11 protein-coding genes are annotated in these 17,299 nt (G+C 45.2%); 6 read left to right on the top strand and 5 right to left on the bottom strand.

Translation table 11 applies throughout. The features are described 5' to 3' along the window. Positions 1–7: 7 nt before the first annotated feature. Positions 8–2,641: a glycosyltransferase family 39 protein gene (locus H6F63_RS25895; protein ID WP_347276837.1), complete on the top strand. Its 2,634-nt coding sequence runs from the start codon at positions 8–10 to the stop codon at positions 2,639–2,641. 39 nt (positions 2,642–2,680) lie between these two features. Here H6F63_RS25895 and H6F63_RS25900 read toward each other — a convergent pair whose 3' ends face one another. Next, positions 2,681–5,689, bottom strand: coding sequence for a response regulator (locus tag H6F63_RS25900; protein WP_190640178.1), 3,009 nt, complete (start codon positions 5,687–5,689; stop codon positions 2,681–2,683). 241 nt (positions 5,690–5,930) lie between these two features. After that, positions 5,931–8,177 (bottom strand): PAS domain S-box protein, encoded by a 2,247-nt coding sequence (locus tag H6F63_RS25905; RefSeq protein ID WP_190640179.1) that lies wholly within the window; start codon positions 8,175–8,177, stop codon positions 5,931–5,933. 759 nt (positions 8,178–8,936) lie between these two features. On the opposite strand from H6F63_RS25905, the gene H6F63_RS25910 reads away from it, so the two are divergent. From H6F63_RS25910 to H6F63_RS25920, 3 genes are all read left to right on the top strand, one after another. Further along, positions 8,937–9,977: a zinc-binding dehydrogenase gene (locus tag H6F63_RS25910; RefSeq protein ID WP_190426679.1), complete on the top strand. Its 1,041-nt coding sequence runs from the start codon at positions 8,937–8,939 to the stop codon at positions 9,975–9,977. Positions 9,978–10,060: 83 nt separating this feature from the next. Further along, complete coding sequence (locus tag H6F63_RS25915; RefSeq protein WP_190640180.1) at positions 10,061–10,651, top strand: hypothetical protein; 591 nt, start codon at positions 10,061–10,063, stop codon at positions 10,649–10,651. A 62-nt stretch (positions 10,652–10,713) separates the two neighbouring features. Next, positions 10,714–10,977, top strand: a complete 264-nt coding sequence (locus tag H6F63_RS25920) for a hypothetical protein (protein ID WP_190640181.1) — start codon at positions 10,714–10,716, stop codon at positions 10,975–10,977. A 439-nt stretch (positions 10,978–11,416) separates the two neighbouring features. Here the strand turns inward: H6F63_RS25920 and H6F63_RS30240 are convergent, their stop codons facing one another. Together H6F63_RS30240 and H6F63_RS25930 are read right to left on the bottom strand one after the other, a co-directional pair. After that, positions 11,417–11,578, bottom strand: a complete 162-nt coding sequence (locus H6F63_RS30240; protein WP_242020125.1) for a hypothetical protein — start codon at positions 11,576–11,578, stop codon at positions 11,417–11,419. Beyond that, positions 11,568–11,798, bottom strand: coding sequence for a hypothetical protein (locus tag H6F63_RS25930; RefSeq protein ID WP_242020127.1), 231 nt, complete (start codon positions 11,796–11,798; stop codon positions 11,568–11,570). Before H6F63_RS25930 ends, H6F63_RS30240 begins: the two co-directional genes overlap by 11 nt. A 510-nt stretch (positions 11,799–12,308) precedes the next feature. Between H6F63_RS25930 and H6F63_RS25935 the strand changes: the two genes are divergently transcribed. Further along, complete coding sequence (locus H6F63_RS25935) at positions 12,309–12,785, top strand: helix-turn-helix domain-containing protein (RefSeq protein WP_190640182.1); 477 nt, start codon at positions 12,309–12,311, stop codon at positions 12,783–12,785. Then, the gene (locus H6F63_RS25940; protein ID WP_190640269.1) at positions 12,786–13,358 is read left to right on the top strand and encodes a PIN domain-containing protein; all 573 of its coding nucleotides are present in this window, start codon (positions 12,786–12,788) and stop codon (positions 13,356–13,358) included. 44 nt (positions 13,359–13,402) lie between these two features. Here H6F63_RS25940 and bchH read toward each other — a convergent pair whose 3' ends face one another. Further along, positions 13,403–17,185 (bottom strand): magnesium chelatase subunit H, encoded by a 3,783-nt coding sequence (bchH, locus tag H6F63_RS25945; protein ID WP_190640183.1) that lies wholly within the window; start codon positions 17,183–17,185, stop codon positions 13,403–13,405. Positions 17,186–17,299 lie beyond the last annotated feature (114 nt).

The raw sequence follows: 17,299 nt of genomic DNA on the forward strand, positions 1-17,299 counted from the left end.
GGATTTTGTGGCTGATAAAGATAAACGCACTCGGTTTAATCCACTACTGGTTTTGGGGATAATTTGGCTGGTTGGGGCGGTATGCGATCGCATTTGGTTTGCCCTTGACCGTTCGGTGCCATCCTGGGATCAGGCAGATTACTTGACAGGCTCTTTAAATTATTGGAAAGCTTTACAACATCCCCAGTGGTTTTCTGGGGAATGGTGGGAGAGTTTTTGGCAACTTTCCTCAAAAGTGCCGCCTTTAACCTATATTGCTACGGCTATAGTTCAAAATCTCTTTGGGACGGGGCCAGATAGCGCCACATTAGTGAATCTGCTATTTAGTGCGATTCTGCTGGCTTCTGTATATGGTTTGGGTGTGCAGCTGTTTAGCGTTGAAGTTGGTTTATGGGCGGCTGGATTGTGCCAGTTGTTACCGGGTCTTTATCGGTATCGTCTGGATTTTCTGCTGGATTTTCCATTGACGGCTGTTGTCACGTTGAGTTTTTATTGTCTGACGGCGTGGAGGAGTAGTCGCAATATTTTGCGCTTAACCTCTCCTTTAAAAAGGGAGGGGAGTCCAATTTCCCCTCACTTTTTAGGGGACGGGATTGAATCATTCGGTCAGCCCCTTCCGAGAAGTATTGAGAGTAGTCGAACCGCAGAGGCGCAGAGGACGCAGAGAAGAGAGTGGTTTTGGGCGGCGGCGTTTGGGCTTTCTTTGGGGCTGGCGTTGATGGTGAAGCAGACGGCGCTGTTTTTTCTGTTGGCTCCGGTGTTGTGGGTGGGTGTTGGTGTAATTCGGCACCGAGCATGGGGACGATTAGCTCAGCTGGTTTTCTCGTTGTTGCTGTCGGTGTTGGTGTTTGGCCCTTGGTATCGCGCTAATTGGTTGCTGATGCTGACATCGGGGAAGCGGGCGACGGTGGATTCAGCGATCGCAGAAGGAGATCCCGCGCTGAATACGCTAGAAGCTTGGACTTATTATTGGAAAATTCTGCCTTATCATGTTTCCTGGCCTTTGTTGCTCGTCCCGATCGTAGGATTGTTGATTTATTGGGGTCGCGCAGCATTTAGCAATCAGAAGGCTCAGCTTGGTAACGAGAATAAATCCAAAATCGGCTGGTTGGCTGTTTTTTGGGTGGGATCTTATTTGCTTTGTTCGCTAAATATTAATAAAGATTCTCGCTATGTGTTGCCTTATTTGCCAGTAGTTGCGCTATTTCTGGCTTATGGTTTGACGCGCTGGGTTGGTCGCTGGAATTACATCCGTTGGGGAACGATTAGTCTGGCGGTGCTGTTGATGTTTATTAACTGGTTCCCCGCGGAAGGTACGGTATGGAAAAATTTCGCGCAAGCCCTCAGTCCCTATGCTCAGCACCCAGTTTATTTAGAAAAAGAATTACCTCACCCCCAGGTAATTAAAGAAATCATTCAAACCGAGCCTTATTTACGTTCGACGTTGGGAGTGTTGCCATCGACTGCCAATATTAATCAGCACAATTTTAATTATTATGGGGCGTTGCAACATTTTCAGGTGTATGGGCGACAGGTGGGGACGAGAAAGAAGCAAGTAGTTCAAGATGCGCGATCGCTTTCCTGGTTCCTAACTAAAACTGGCAAGCAAGGATCTGTTCCCGATGCTCAGGCTACCATTGTCCAAACTGTCGAGCAAGGTTCAGATTTTCAGCTGCATAAAACTTGGAATTTATCCGAAAACAGTAGTCTGAAACTTTATCATCAAAAATCGCCACCCGTACAGGTACAACCGCTATCGGAACCACAAAATAAGGTCAAGTTAGTACATGTAAAAGTACCAGAAATTGCCCTGCCTGGGGTGCCTGTCCCTGTAACCTACGAGTGGACTGGTTCCTGGGAACAGTTGCAATCTGGCATCGTGTTGCTAACTTGGCGTAGCGAAGAGAATACGGAAAATCCAAAATCTCAATGGTTACACGATCGCGCTATTGGGATGGGAAATTTATATCCAGAAATTCTGCCGGATAAATTATTAGCTAAAGGTTTTCGAGTCATTGAACAGACTGCAATGCTGCCAAAAGCTGATACATCTGCTGGGATTTACACCCTGGAGGCGACATACCTGAACCGAAAAACTGGTGAAACTTACCCCATACAAGTGCCGCCAGTGACTCTCAAGATTGACGCTGCTGCTGGTGCTACACCTGCGCCTGAGTTGGATTTAGGGACTCAGTTGCGGACTTTAGCCGCTACTTTACCCCAAGGGACAGCCGCCCTAGAGCAGATTTTTGCGGAAACTGGGCGAATTAATCAGTATGACCCGATTCAAGACTATCTGGTGCAAGCGCAGTTGGCTTTGGAGTATCGACTGCAACGGGAACCAAACCGAGATTTGGCATATGCGCTGGCTTTGTCAAGGGTTTTGAAGCGACAAGCTAAAGATGCGATCGCATCCCTTGAACGAGTGGTGCGACTAGACTCTGAAAATCCCTATGCTTATGCTTATCTTGCCTTTGTTCATCTGTACGAATGGCATCCCAAAAAGGCTCAAAACGTGCTGAAGCCAGCTGTTGCACTCAACCCTAACCTACTCGAAATTAAAGCCTTAAACGGCGTTGCAGCGCTTATGCAGGGCAATTTCTTAAAAGCTTGGCACATCGTTCAGGAAATTAGAAAGTAAAAGGAAAAAACATATAACTTTTTTTTCCTTTTGCCTTCTTTAGAAATAACGCATTAAAACTAATTCTAGTTGTTGGACACCAACTGGCTTGCTGAGATAATCGTCAGCACCAGCATTTAGACAACGCTCTTTATCATCTGCCATCGCCATAGCTGTCACTATCACCACAGGTAGTTCTGCTATATCCGGTTCCTGCCGCAATTGTGTCAGCAGATCCAACCCACTAATACCACCTGTTAAATTGAAATCTAACAAAATCAGATGAGGCTTGAATGTTCGCACCCTGCTGATAAAATTTGCACCATCTATTAAAATTTCTACTGTATAACCAATCGATTTTAGATAGTCATTCAACAGCATCCCGCTGTTTTTATCATCTTCTACAATTAAAATTTTTCCTTGCTCGTTACTTTTAAGCTTTTGTCCATTACTTGATGATTCATGACTGATGATTGATGATTGATAATTTATGACAGATGAAGAATCACTGCCCAAATCCGGTATATCAATAGTAAATGTACTGCCTTTTCCTAGCGTTGAAGAAACTCTCACATCTCCGCCATGAAGTCGGGCTAAACTGCGAGTCAGAGACAACCCCAAACCCGTGCCTGTAAACTGTCGGTTTAGTCCACTGTCCAATTGACGAAATGGCTGAAACAATAACGGCAGCTTTTCTGGGGCAATACCGATGCCCGTATCTGCTACGGTAAATGCCATGCCTTCAGGCTGCTTTTGTACAATTAATTTTACTGATCCTGCTGGTGTGAACTTAATCGCATTAGACAGCAAATTCAGCAACATCTGCTTCAAACGCCGCTCATCGGCTAGGCAGATATTAACATTTGGATCAATTTCGCAGGTGAGTTGCAGCCCCCTTTCTAAGGCCTGCTCTCGCATAATTGTAACTGCGTATTCGCACAAATTCTCGACGTTCACAGCGGTTAAAGTGAGTTGTTCTTTGCCCGCTTCGACTTTAGAAAGGTCAAGAATATCGTTAATCAGCGCCAAGAGATGTTCGCCGCTGCTATGAATGCAGGCAGTGTATTGTTTTTGTTTTTGATTGAGAGTGCCAAATATTTCTTGTAGCAGGAGGTTGGACAGTCCCAAGATGGAGTTGAGGGGTGTCCGCAGTTCGTGGCTGATCGTTGCCAAAAATTCACTTTTTGCGCGACTTCCAGCTTCAGCGGCATCATACGCTTGACGCAATTCGATTTCTGTCTGGATGCGATCGCTTATGTCATAAACTACCGCTTGTAGCACTTGCTGGTTCCCCAACTCGATTGCACTCAGCATCACTTCTGTAGGGAAATCTGTGCCATCTTTACGCCGATGAATCCAATCAAAACGACAGCTGCCTTCTTTTAAAGCAGTGGCTATGCGATCGCAAGCAAGGCTAAAAGAGTCGTTACCATCAGGTTGAGTCGGTGGAGAAAACTCGCTGGGATGTTTGCCGCAAAACTCCTCTAAGTCAGCGCAACCTAATAACTCTAGCGTCGCGCTGTTGCAATCGAAAAATCCTGTTTCATCCAGCAGCATGACTGCGGCGCTGGTTGATTCATAAAGTGTGCGAAATTTGGTTTCTGATTCTCGCAGTGCTTTCTCCGCCTGTTTGCCTTTGGTGATGTCTCGCGTTGTATTCACCGCCAGCAAAACTTCTCCAGCTTCATCAAAGATAGTCGATCCAGAAAGACTCACCCACTTCTGTTCCCCATTCGGACAATCTACAATTAGCTCGTGATTGGTAAAAATTTCTCCTCGAATTGCTCTACTGATAGGTAGTTCCTCAACAGTTGGACAGGAACCATCGGGATTGCGAATTTGTAATTTAGCTAAATAGTCAGTGAAGTGAGGTGCTAATCCCGTCTTAGAGTTAGGTTTTTTAACTTGTCCCTCAAGTCCATATATCTGCGTCGCTGCCGGATTAAACATCACTGCCTGACCATCAGGTTGACTGACAACAATCCCCTCTTGAATTGAATTGAGGATTGCCTCTAGCAGTGCTTTTTCCCGTCCTAACTGCTGGGTGCGCTCTTGCACGAGGTTTTCTAACTGTTCTAGTTCTCGCGCATTGTAAAGAGCGATCGCTGTCTGCTGTGCTAGTTGTTGTAGCAGTTGGATTTGTGAGTTACTAAATAAATTTTCCCCCTGAATATACCCGACAATTAGATTGCCGTAGTATTGGTTCCTAACAAAAATCGGAGCCATCAAGACAGCGGGAATATTCAAAACTAAAGATTCACCATTCAAAATTTCCGCATTTTTTATTTTTATTTTTTCATTTTGAATTGTCATCGGACGATTTTGTAGTAACTCGTCCCTCACCGTTTCCCAGCCTTCAAAGAGCAGCGTTTTTCCCTGCCAAGCTAGGAAATTTCGCCTTTGGTCGCCCTCTGACAAATCAGACCAATATTCGGCTTCAATTAAAAATTGTTTTGATTCAGGCAAGTCGCGGGCTACCATGCAGAAATCGCCGCCCATCGGTTCGAGAGTTTGCCGGACAATTTCCTGCACGACAAATTGAGGATCGAGATTGGAATTCAGGGCGGTGGTAATGCGGTTTATTAAGGCTTCCCGTTCCAGCTGGTGTTGCAACGCTTGCTGAGTTTGTTGGAGTCGTAGTTGCATCCGCTGTCTTTCAATGGCATAGCTTACGGCACGGATCAACCCATGACCGTCTGTATAACCTTTTACGAGATAATCTTGCGCTCCTTCTTGCAAAGCTTTGAGGGCGATCGCTTCATCAGTTAGTCCTGACATGACTACAATCGGGATGTCTGGTGCCGCACTGCGGACTCGCATCACCGTTTCTAACCCGTTGCCATCGGGTAACGACAAATCCAACAAAATTACCCCTACACAAGGCGTTGTCTTCTCTTGGTCAGAAGGGTTAGGCTGCTTGGCGAGGCAAACCTGGCACTCTTCCAGATTAACTACATGGAGCAGCTTTATCTGCGTAGCATTCATTTCCCGCAACATTTCCCGAACCAAACGGGCATCGCCAACGTTATCCTCCACCAGCAAAACGGTGATGGGTTCTTTGATCTGCATGGGCTTTACTTCGCTTGTTGTGCTAGGGGTTTTAGCCTGGGTATGGTCAGATATTCTTTAAGCAGCATTACAATGATCAGTCATGAATTTTAGATTCATTACACAATATTCAAGATGGTAATGTAACATTTCGCATGGTGATTCTATGTATTTTAAATATTTGGGCGTGTCAATAATGTGGGAAGCATTACCAACGGAATTTATTTGAGGTGTTCCTCTGGCTTTTTTGAATTTTTTGTCCCTAATTTATTATAGGAAGAGTGAAATAGAAAGTAGAACCTTTGCCTAACTCAGACTCTACCCAAATTTTACCTTGATGCCTGTTGACAATTTTCTGGCAAATTGCCAGTCCTATGCCATTTCCCGGATAGTCAGATTTTGTGTGCAAGCGCCCAAAGATAACAAAGATGCGCGCGGCGTACTGCGGATCGATGCCGATGCCGTTATCCCTAACAGAAAACACCCATTCCTTGTCACCCAAACGAGCTTCGATATGAATGCGAGGGCTTTGCTGGGAGAACTTGATAGCATTGCTAATTAGATTTTGCAACAGTTGCGTCAGCCCAGCAGCGTTACCTAGCACCACTGGCAGGGGATTGTGAGTCACCACTGCCCCACTTTCGGCGATCGCAGCAGTTAGATTTGCGATCGCTAACAGCAAAACTTTCTGGCAGTTCACCGCGTCAAATGTTTCGGCCCGATGCCCCACCTGGTAAAACGCCAGCAAGTCTTTAATCAGCTGTTGCATCCGGTTAGCACCTTCAACCGCATAACTAATGAAATCATCAGCATCATCATCCAGCTTGCCTTTATAGCGTCTTGCCAAAAGCTGCGTGTAGCTGGCAACCATTCGTAGAGGTTCCTGCAAATCGTGAGAAGCGATATAAGCAAACTGTTCCAAGTGGGAATTAGCGATCGCTAACTCTTCGGCTCGTTGCGTCAACTGTTCTTCAGCGGCTTTGCGGTCAGTAATATCCCTAAAAAAGGCGATATTGTAGGGAATCTGATTGTAGATAATGACTTTAGAGCCAATGTCTGCAAAAAAGATACTTCCGTCTTTTCGTAAGCACGGAATATTTTTGCTATGTCTAATTGTTTCTTTCTCTTTTTCCCGAAGCTTTTCCCATATAACATCTAACTGATCTGGTGGATGAATATCCTTTACAGACATTGATAATAATTCGCTTTCTGAATATCCCAACATATTACAGATTGCTGCATTGGCACGAAGAAACTTTTTTGTCTCTCGATCGGTAATTAGCAGTCCATCCACCATCCCATCATAAATTGCCTGGAGTTGCCCTTTCGATTCTCGCAGCTCCTGCTCAGCTTGGATGCGATCGCTAATGTCTTCAATCACACAAATGAAATATTCTGGTGTTGGGAAGGGGATTGGGGATTGGGGATTGGGAATTGGGAATTGCTGATGGGGAGGACTCTTACCCAGTCCCTTGTCCCCAGTCCCTTGTCCCCAGCTCCCAGTCCCCAGTCCCCTTCCCAACGACACAGTTAAATTAATCCAGACGGTTGAGCCATCTTTACAGATATAACGCTTCTCCATCGAGTAAGTCTCAATTTCGCCAGCCAGCAATCGATCAACTAACGCCAAGTCTGCTTCCAAGTCATCCGGGTGAGTAATATCCTGAAAAGTTAGCTCTAGCAGTTCCTCGCGGGTATAACCCACAATTTCGCAAAGCTTTTGGTTAACTCGTAGCCAGCGACCATCTATCCCCACATGGGCAATGCCAACAGCCGCTTGCTCAAAGGTCGCGCGAAAGCGCTGTTCGCTCTCAAAAAGCGCCTGCTGCACCTGTTGCAACTCTAAAATTTGAGCTGCTAGTAAATTTTCTCGCCTGTGTTTTTCCTGCTGAATTTTTTCGTTGTAGTCAGCAAAGAAATCCGCCAAGTCAGGTTCCTCTTCCAACAAGGCGGTTAGATGAGACTCAGCTCGTAGGTCGGCTTTATATGACAGCTCTGGATAACTTTCTACCCACTGGTGGCACATTTTGATGTAACCCAGAAACGCCACCAAGTGAGCGTAATTAGTTGATCCTAACAACTGACGCAACTGGTTTCGATAAGCTGCTGCACTCTCAGGCTTCAGGAAAATTAAAATCGCATAGTCGTAAAGGCTTTGCTCAGATTGGAGGAGTGCGGTAGATTCTTCTGTATTCTCGATTTCTGATTCCCGATTTCCCGTAGGTGGTGGCGTTTCCAGTAGTTTTAGCAATTCCTTGGCTGTCATTCCTAAAGGTCGCAAGGCACAACTATGGCAAACGATGCAGTAGGGAACTGAGCAATAGCGCGACAGGTAAGCAAAAAGCTTTTCCTTGAATAAAGATGGCAACGGATTATTGACATAAGCCGATAGAGTCTGTTGCCAAAGGTTTTCCAGAATCTGCGGTGTATCGAGTGCAGGTTCAAAAAACGGGGGGAAAAAACCGAATTTTCCTTCTATTTCTGCTTTGATTTCGTCGCTTGTTCGCACTGCTAAAAGCCTCCTTTATCTGGTGGGAATGCCCCACGGGTACGACTTGTCTTCTGCTGGCGAGCGCCGGCAGTTTAGAATCCTCCTGCCGCCAACCCTAATTTAACTTCCTGATCCCGATGATCTTTCGGTGTTTTGCTGCATTCTTAGTGCTTGATATACCCTTAACAAATGATCCCCAGGATAGATGAGCCGACTTGTTGCTTAGTTTTATCTTTATTTATGACACCAGTTTCGCCGCCTACTTTTTGTGTAACGGCATCAGTATCTCGCCATAAAATGTTACCGTCAACCCAACTCTTGCTGGTCGGGGATCTTAAGATAAATTTAACATTTTTAAATTGGTATCCCATCATACATTAGCTTGAGTTGGTACTGAGTCAGTGGTGTACGTTTTTTAAATAGGGAGTTTAATAAAATGCGACTAAATACTTGTCATTGTTGCGGTAGCCCCCTCCTGCGTCATGCGCGGCAAAATGGTGTTTATTGGTTTTGTACCTCATGTCGTCAAGAAATGCTACCCGTAGTTATCGAGAAGACGTCCCCTAGTGAAGTCAAAGTCGTTCAATTATCGCGGACTTTAAAACTTGTAAATACTTAAAGTAAGGCGAAAAGTAAAAGGTAAAAGGCACAAGGTATACGGATGAACAATAACGGTCAGAATGCTTTTCATCCTTAATGCTAGATGATTTCTTGTTTTTACCTTTTTTAAATCTGCCCTGATAAAATCAGCTAGGACACGGTTAGGGGCAGAGCATAATGCTAGCGGCTGTACTTTATGGACAAGAAGATTTACGCCTGGAACGGGTAGCTGACCCTACGCCAGCTGCTGGTGAGGTGGTGATTCAAGTGGCAGCGGCAACGACTTGTGGTACAGACCTGAAGGTTTGGCGGCGGGGAGGTCATGCGAAAATGCTGAAGCCTCCCACTTTGTTTGGCCACGAGGCTGCTGGGCGGATTGTGGCGGTGGGTGAAGGTATCAGCGCTTCGCAGGTAGGAGTTCGCGTAGTTGCTAATAACTCGGCTCCATGTACAAATTGTTTTTTTTGTCAACGTCAGGAATATTCTCTCTGCCCTAATTTAACTTGGAATAACGGCACCTTTGCAGAATATCTAAAAATTCCCGCCCAGATTGTGCAGCATAACCTGTTGCCGATTCCCCCAGACTTGCCAGATGCGCTGGCGGCGATGACTGAACCTCTAGCTTGCGTGCTGCACGGGGTAGCGCGTTCTAATGTGAAACCTGGAGATAGGGTAGTAGTGTTGGGAGATGGGGCAATTGGGCTGATGTTTGTAGCCAAATTAGCATCTGACTCTTCAGCGGAAGTCATACTATTTGGCGGCAATGACCAGCGGTTGCAGATTGGGAAAAAATTGGGGGCAACTCAAACGTTTAATTACCACAAGCAGGCAGATATAGCAAGTGTGGTAAAAGAGCTAACGGATGGCATGGGTGCGGATGTGGTGATTGAGGCAACAGGTGTGCCGAGTGTTTGGGAGAGCGCGATCGCATCTGCTCGTCCCGGTGCTACCGTAAACTTATTCGGCGGTTGTCCGCGAGATACCACCATCACTGTAAATACAGAACAGCTACACTACAGCGAACTCACTTTAAAAGGCGTTTTTCACAACACGCCAAAGTATGTCCGAGATGCTTTATCCTTGTTGGCGAGTCGGACAATTCCCTTTGAGTTGCTAATCAGCGAACATCAGCCTTTAAAGAATTTAGAGCAAGTATTCCAAGATATGAAGAATCGTAAGGTGATTAAGGTCGCCATCGACCCCAGCGTGGCATCTTAGAAGTAGTAACAACACCTAACGACTAAAGTCGCCCTTGTACTACTAATGAATTGTTTTTTTTCTGGGAAAGTTTTAAGGATTAGATGAAAAGCGTCAAATTGTTATCAGTTTTATCCCTGGGAATTTTACTAGCATTGGGAGCCAGTCGTGCCGATGCTTTACCGGGACAGAGAACAGAAGAGGTGACTGCATGGATTAATTCTAATCCCACTCTTCGCCCTGCTGTTGGTGATGGGCTAATCGTGCAAAAGAGTAATACGCCTGCCCAAAGATTTACCTTTCAAGCAACTGTGTTCTCGCCGGGCAGAATTACTTCTATCAGAGAGCGCGGTACAATTCGCAGCGAACGCTTTAATTTTTATGACCAAATTAATGGCGTTACTCCCGAACGCCTGAAGGAATCTTTGCGGGTAATTTATGGCCCAGATATCTATCAAGATTACGACCGTTCGAGACTTGTGTATGAATATCCCACGCCCCTAAGTGTAGACTTATCTCGTCGTCAGGCACTGCCGCTTTTGAGAGCGCAGCAGGGACAATTACGATTAGGAGAGAGATTTGCTTACTGGATGGAAATTGTCAACACCAAGGAAGGTAAGGCTTACAACGGTCAAATGACAGTTTTCCTCAGAGAAGATTTAGATAAGATGGAAACTGAATTACGCGATCGCTAAATCCCAGTCATTAGTCATTAGTCTTAAACTAATGACTAACGATAAATAACAGCTGTAACTACTTGTCCTTATCCTTTTTTTTCCCCTTTCCTTTTCCCTCTGAAGGTGTATCAGTAGTTTGTTCAACAGTTGATGACTGTGGAATTGGTGACTGTACTGTTTGGGTTGACGCTGCTGGTGAAGGTGAGATTGATGCTGCTGGCGATGGTGAGATTGACGCTGCTGGTGATGGCTGCGGAGTATCAGATGGTTTTAGCGCAACAACTAAGCCAGTTACAGCAGTGAGAATCGCCGCAGTTGAAGTTATGATGCCCGGAAGCGTGTGAAACCATCCTTGTGCTTTTGGTTCGTCAGACATAAGTTTAGTTCTAGAATTTCCTCTTTCCTGAATACGGCTAATTACTCGCCGTTCCGAATAAACGAATGCGAGTATAACAAATGTTATCCTATGGCGAGAATGGGAAATTTACTTAGGGAGAAAGAGAATGCGATCGCATCTTTCTTTCATTTCTCCTTCAACAGCTAACCAATATCACCACCTTACAACTGACAACCCATGAACTTCTCTGAAATGCTCATCACGCGATACCAACGTTAATTGGTATTGCTGGGTAATAGCAGCAATCCAAATATTATTTTCAGGGATAGGTCGCCCTTTCTGTCTTAAAATATTTTTTATTTGCCCATACTCGTGTGCTGTTGCTGTGTCGCACACCAGTACAGCACTGCTAGTTGCAAACTCATCTATTCATGCCAAGTTAGCTGCTACACGGGCCGACTTTCGAGCGCCATAATAAAGTAAAGTTCGCCTAACACAATACTTGCGACAAATACAGCCTCAGCCTCAACTATATGCTGCTGAACTGAAGTGTCCTGTGCAAAGAGGGCAATGACAATATTAGTATCTAGCAGGAACCTACCATTCATTCAAATCTACCTGTTCGCAGCCTTCTTTTATTGCCTGTGCCATAAGATTTAGATCATCTGCTGGGATAGCGCCAGCAAAGGGCAAAAGTTTTTTACCTGGAACACCAACAGGCTTTGTCATTACTAAAAATCGAGCAAAGTCCAGCACTTGCTGTTGTTGCTGCGAACTCAACTTGTTTAACTGATTAATAATTTCTTTCTCAACAGATGGGTTAGCCATAATGTGTCCTGCTGATTCAACGGTCAAGCTTTCAATTGCGGCATCTGGTTTATTTTAGGGCGATCGCTCTCGTCAAGACTAAGATTGATGCAATTGAACCTAGTGGCGAGACAGCAAGCGATCGCGCTAATGTCCTACTTCGCTAACGTGTACTCTTTTCAGGTCAAACTTAGTCTGAGCGATTTATAGCATTTATTCCCTCAAGATAGATGTCTTCGAGAGGGAGCAATCGCGCTTTTGTTCGCATCTTTCTTCAACAACTCATCAGCCCCACCCAACACGAGTAACTGGTAGCAACCGGATGCTAGAAGCCTGAAGCAAACAGTGCACCGCTACGTCAAGGCAAAACCAGAGTTATTTCGCTTGTTTCGTTTATTGCGTTCCTTTCGCAAGATTGTTATTATAATATAAGTGATATTACTTATGGCAATCCAACTCCTCGTTTGGAAAAGTAGGACATCCTTTTCGTAAATACGCGCTTTTATATTAGATAGTGCGAGGCCAATCTGTATGAAATTCTCTACGTACCCAATCTCTGAACCCATTGCGCCTACGGAAGAAGACGTTACTCTTGCACAAGTCAGTAGCCGGAAATTGGCATCTTACTTACAAAATAAAGGAGCTTCTCGTACTATCGCAGTAGTGATGCAAGATGACACTACGGGCGAGAAAGTTACTTTACCGCCGGAAGCGTTTCGTCTGCTCGTTGATATTTTGGCACAGATGGCAGAAGGCAATGCCATAACACTTATACCGATACACGCAGAACTCACCACTCAAGAAGCTGCTGACATCCTGAATGTTTCCCGTCCTTATTTAGTAGGGTTGCTAGAGTCTGGAGAAATCCCTTTCCGTAAAGTTGGGACACGCCGTCGGGTGCGTTACCAAGATTTAATGAACTACAAAAATCGAATTGACGCGGCACGCAGGCAAACTCTTGACGAACTGGCTGCACAAGCTCAAGAACTTAACATGGGATACGAGTGAATCTTGGCAAATTTCACGGCTGTCTATGATGCGTGTGTCCTATATCCAGCACCGCTTCGTGATTTGTTAATGGAGCTTGCGCTCACGGACTTGTTTAGAGCGCGTTGGACAGATGCGATTCACGACGAGTGGATACGAAATGTTCTGAAGAACCGTCCCGATCTCACACTCGAACAGCTCACCAGAACTAAAAATCTGATGAATGCCAACGTCCGAGATTGCCTTGTGACAGGTTACGAGGCAATTATCGCAGGGTTGCAACTGCCAGATCCGGACGATCGCCATGTTTTGGCAGCAGCAATCCGGTGTAATGCTAGTGTAATTGTCACTTTTAACTTAGACGACTTTCCCACCCAAGCACTTGCATCTTACAGCGTTGAGGCTCAGCACCCAGATGCGTTCATCCTACACCTGCTTGACCTTAAACCAGCAGCAGTCTGTGAAGCGGCACGAAGACAAAGGAACAGGCTTAAAAATCCACCTAAGACACTTGATGAATACCTGGATACGCTTCTAAAGCAAGGACTTCCACAGTCAACTGCTACACTACGGGAGTTGTGTTATGAGATATAGCGTTGTAGGCGGTACAGGTGCATGAGCGAAGCTTTCCATACTCTCTAAAGTGTCACGCCTTCAATTTCTGCATCTGATAACTCATACAATTCGCGCAACTTCTGCAATTTGTCCTCATCGGGTTGCCAGAAACCACGACCATTTGCTTCTATCATTCTACCGACAATATTGCGGAAGGCTTCGGGATTGGCTTCTTGCAATTTCTTCGCCATTTCTGCATCTAAAGCATAGGTATCTGCTGCTTGGTCGTAAACCCAATTATCGGTAAAATCAGCAGTAGCACCCCAACCAATTAGTGCTGTCATGCGCTGCGAGATTTCGTAAGCACCACCTGAACCTTGATTCGCCATTGCTTGCGCCCATTTAGGGTTAAGCAACTTAGTGCGATACTCCATTCGCAGCAAGTCTTCTAATTTGCGGGGTGTCGTATCTTTCGAGAAACTTTCGACAAAACTGGCGTTAACTTTTTTACCTTGTTGTTTTTCTGCTGCCCTTTTCAAGCCGCCAGTGTTGGCGTAATATTCTTGAATATCGGTGATACCATATTCTACAGAGTCGATTTCTTGGACAATGCGATCGCATTTATCCAACAACTGCGTCAAAACCTCTGGTCTAGCTTGACCTTTATCTTTTCTACCGTAACTAAAAACATTGCGACTTTGCCAAGTATCGCCCAACTCATCACCTGATTCCCAACTGGAAGCGACAACTTGATCGTTTACCAAAGAACCAAAATCACCCGCAGGATTAGAAAATAATCTCGCCGTTACATTCTCTACACCCTTGGCTTTTAAGGCTAAAGCGTGCTTGCGAACAAAGTTTTTATCTTCCGGTTCCTCAGCATCAGCAGCACGTTGAAATAAATCATCAAGTAGTTCGATAATATTTACAAAGCTATCGCGAAAAATGCCAGAAAGATTCCCTAAAACATCGATACGAGGATGATTTAACTGGGATAAAGGTTTTAATTCGTAACGGACAATCCTGCCAGTTCCTTCTTTCACTGGTTCAGCGCCTACTAATTCCAGCAAAATTCCCAGAGATTCACCCTTAGTTTTAATCGCATCCAAACCCCACAACATTACCGCTACAGTTTCCGGATATTGACCATTTTCCTGAAAGTGTTGGTCAATAATTTTTTTAGCAATTTCTCGACCTTTTTCATAAGCCGCAGGTGAAGGCATTCTATAAGGATCTAAAGCATGAATATTGCGACCAGTCGGCAACACACCAGCACCATCTCTTAACAAATCGCCCCCCGGTGCAGGCGGAATATATTCCCCATTAAGCCCTCTGATAAGATTCCTTAATTCTTCCCCAGTTTGCACCAACAAATCCCGAATCTGTATAACCTCCTCCTCTCTACGTTCTGGGGGTCTCGACGGTTCAGTTCCTTCTACAATCCCGCGCACAATACCCTCTGATAACTCCTCGCCAAAATAAGCCTCAAGGTACGACACCATCTCCTCTGAATTAGGCGCTTCACCCAACGTATGCAACCCAGATGAAAAAAGCCGATTTTCCAGAACTTGCAGATACTCGTACAACCGCACCAAATAACTATTAAAGACATCAGCACTAAACATCCTGGCATTTTCAGGAGTAAAGGCAATTCCTAAACGTTTCGCATCCTCAAAGGGACAATCTGCATCCAAACCTATATCTAAAATCTTTTTGCAGATGGCTTCTTTGAGAACGTAATTTTTATCTGTATCTTCCCGATATTCCGCGATTAATTCTCGCAACGTCACCAATTCCTTATACAACCCAGCCCGACCATAAGGCGGTACATTGTGAGAAATTATTACCCCATAGCCGCGACGCTTGGCCAAAATTGATTCGGAAGGATTATTTGCCGCATATACATATAGATTCGGCAAATTTCCTAACAAAATATCTGGCCATGAATACCCAGTATTTCCCAGCGGAGATCCCGGCAACCATTCAACCGTTCCGTGCATCCCAAAGTGAACAATGGCATCAGCTTGAAAATCATTTTGTAGCCACTTGTAGAAGGCAGCATATTGAGGATGTGGTGTCAAATCTCGCTCAAACATTAGCCGCATCGGGTCGCCAGAAATCCCCAATGGTGGCTGTACGCCTATCCAAATATTTCCTAGTTGTATCCCACCAATTTGAAATTCATCTCCATAAGTTTTGATACCAGTTCCGGTGAGAGATTTCCACTGTTTTTCGATGCGGGTTGTGAGTAGGTATCCTAGCCATTTTTCTAGGGCTTTGACGTTGACGGTTTTTACCCCTTCTACTTCTAAACATTTTATTGCCTTCTCTCCTTCAGCGGTGAGGGCTGGGGTGGGGTTCTCATCCGCTTCTTTCACTAATCGAATTAATTCTTCGCCGTCTTCTGGTAATTCCCCAATGTTGTAACCTTGGTCTTTGAGTGCATGGAGAAATTTAAGGAGACTACGTGGTACATTCAACAAAGCTGCTGTACCCGTTGCACCATATCCCGGCGGAAATCCATACAAAATTATGGCAATTTTGCGTTCAGCGGTAGACTTTTGTCGCAAGGAAATCCATTTTTTCAACCTTCCGATTAACCGCTGGACTCGTTCTGGAATTAAGTAAATATCTTCTCCTACCAAACCACCGAGAGGAACTGGATCAATCGCCCCGTCGAGTTCTGGTAAGGCATACAAAACGACACTTTGTAATCCGCCAACACCCTGCCGCGTCCAAGAATGGATATCTTGAATTAGTAGGGGTGCGGCAACGATATAAGGTACATTCTTGGCGGTGAGAATGCGTTTTGCTACTTCCACCTGTCGCCCTGCTTCCATCGACCCCGCAGGGCCACCTACGAGGGGAAAACCAATCGTAGAAACAATGGCATCCACTGGCACTGCTTGATCACACAGCGAAGGAGTTTCAATATTACCGAGTTTTCGTTGGGCGATTTCGTAATTAGTTGTTATCCAATCTCGCACCGCCACATGGCCTTCAACTCCGTTGATAAAAATTGGTAAAGGTATTAACCCAGCTTTCTCAAACTGGCGAATTAACTGAGGGATGTAAGGCTGTTTTGTAATTACGTGTTTGCGATAAAGCAGAATTCCAACAACTGGGGATTGGGAATTGGGAATTGGGAAATCTTCCTTCCCCAGTCCCCAGTCCCTAGTCCCCAGTCCCCAGTCCCGTTGATACCAATCTAAATATGCCTTTGGTGATTCAAAAAATTCTTGATGATCCGGATGCAGTAATCCCATGTTGGGGGTTTCAACTGGCGGCGGGATTTCTCCTACCTTCAGCCCCAAATATTTCTCTACTATAGTCCAGAACATAGAGGCAACATTTTCTGTTCCTCCAGCGTTCCAATAACCGTAGATAATTAGCCAGTTGCGTAAGTCTTGTACTTTTTGCACTGGCACGAATTTTAATAATTTTGGCCCAACTTTTAAAAAGCTAATATAACCAGCAAGTTTGTCTTCTTCTCGCCCGTTGCTGAATTTATCGAGAATAAATTTCACAGGTTTGGGCATTCCCTTGGGATTGTCGCCAATTTTGAAGGCACCTATCTGAGTGAGGCTCATCAATTCCAAGGCTGACTCGAAGACGAGGCGAATGGGGATGTGTTGTGCGCGATCACGCAACCACAAAACTTGGTCATAATCAAATAGCAGACTGCCAAAGAAGACATCTGCCCCCTGGAGTGCGGCTTCTACGGCTTCTGGTTCCGTTGTGAGAGCGCGATCGCTAAACACCCGGATATCCAGTTCCCGACAGCTTGCTTGTGCCAGATCAGCCGCTTTCCGGTACAGGTCAGCGTTGAAAGATTCAAACCCAGCAATTAGAACAATGCGTTTCATGCCGTACAGTTAAAAGGTTCCTAGTCTCGATCTTAAGCAGGAATTGCTATTGCAGGGTATAACTAGCGATCGCCTCCCCTGCGGTCATCATAAGCAATTTCACCCATTCGCCCA

Source organism: Trichocoleus sp. FACHB-40 (genome assembly GCF_014695915.1).
Taxonomy (GTDB): domain Bacteria; phylum Cyanobacteriota; class Cyanobacteriia; order Cyanobacteriales; family FACHB-T130; genus Funiculus; species Funiculus sociatus.

Coding starts and splice junctions, on each gene's coding strand:
- H6F63_RS25900 (WP_190640178.1), bottom strand. CDS start 5,689: ATGCAGATCAAAGAACCCATCACCGTTTTGCTGGTGGAGGATAACGTT.
- H6F63_RS25910 (WP_190426679.1), top strand. CDS start 8,937: ATGCTAGCGGCTGTACTTTATGGACAAGAAGATTTACGCCTGGAACGG.
- H6F63_RS25930 (WP_242020127.1), bottom strand. CDS start 11,798: ATGGCTAACCCATCTGTTGAGAAAGAAATTATTAATCAGTTAAACAAG.
- H6F63_RS25935 (WP_190640182.1), top strand. CDS start 12,309: ATGAAATTCTCTACGTACCCAATCTCTGAACCCATTGCGCCTACGGAA.
- H6F63_RS25915 (WP_190640180.1), top strand. CDS start 10,061: ATGAAAAGCGTCAAATTGTTATCAGTTTTATCCCTGGGAATTTTACTA.
- bchH (WP_190640183.1), bottom strand. CDS start 17,185: ATGAAACGCATTGTTCTAATTGCTGGGTTTGAATCTTTCAACGCTGAC.
- H6F63_RS30240 (WP_242020125.1), bottom strand. CDS start 11,578: ATGAATGGTAGGTTCCTGCTAGATACTAATATTGTCATTGCCCTCTTT.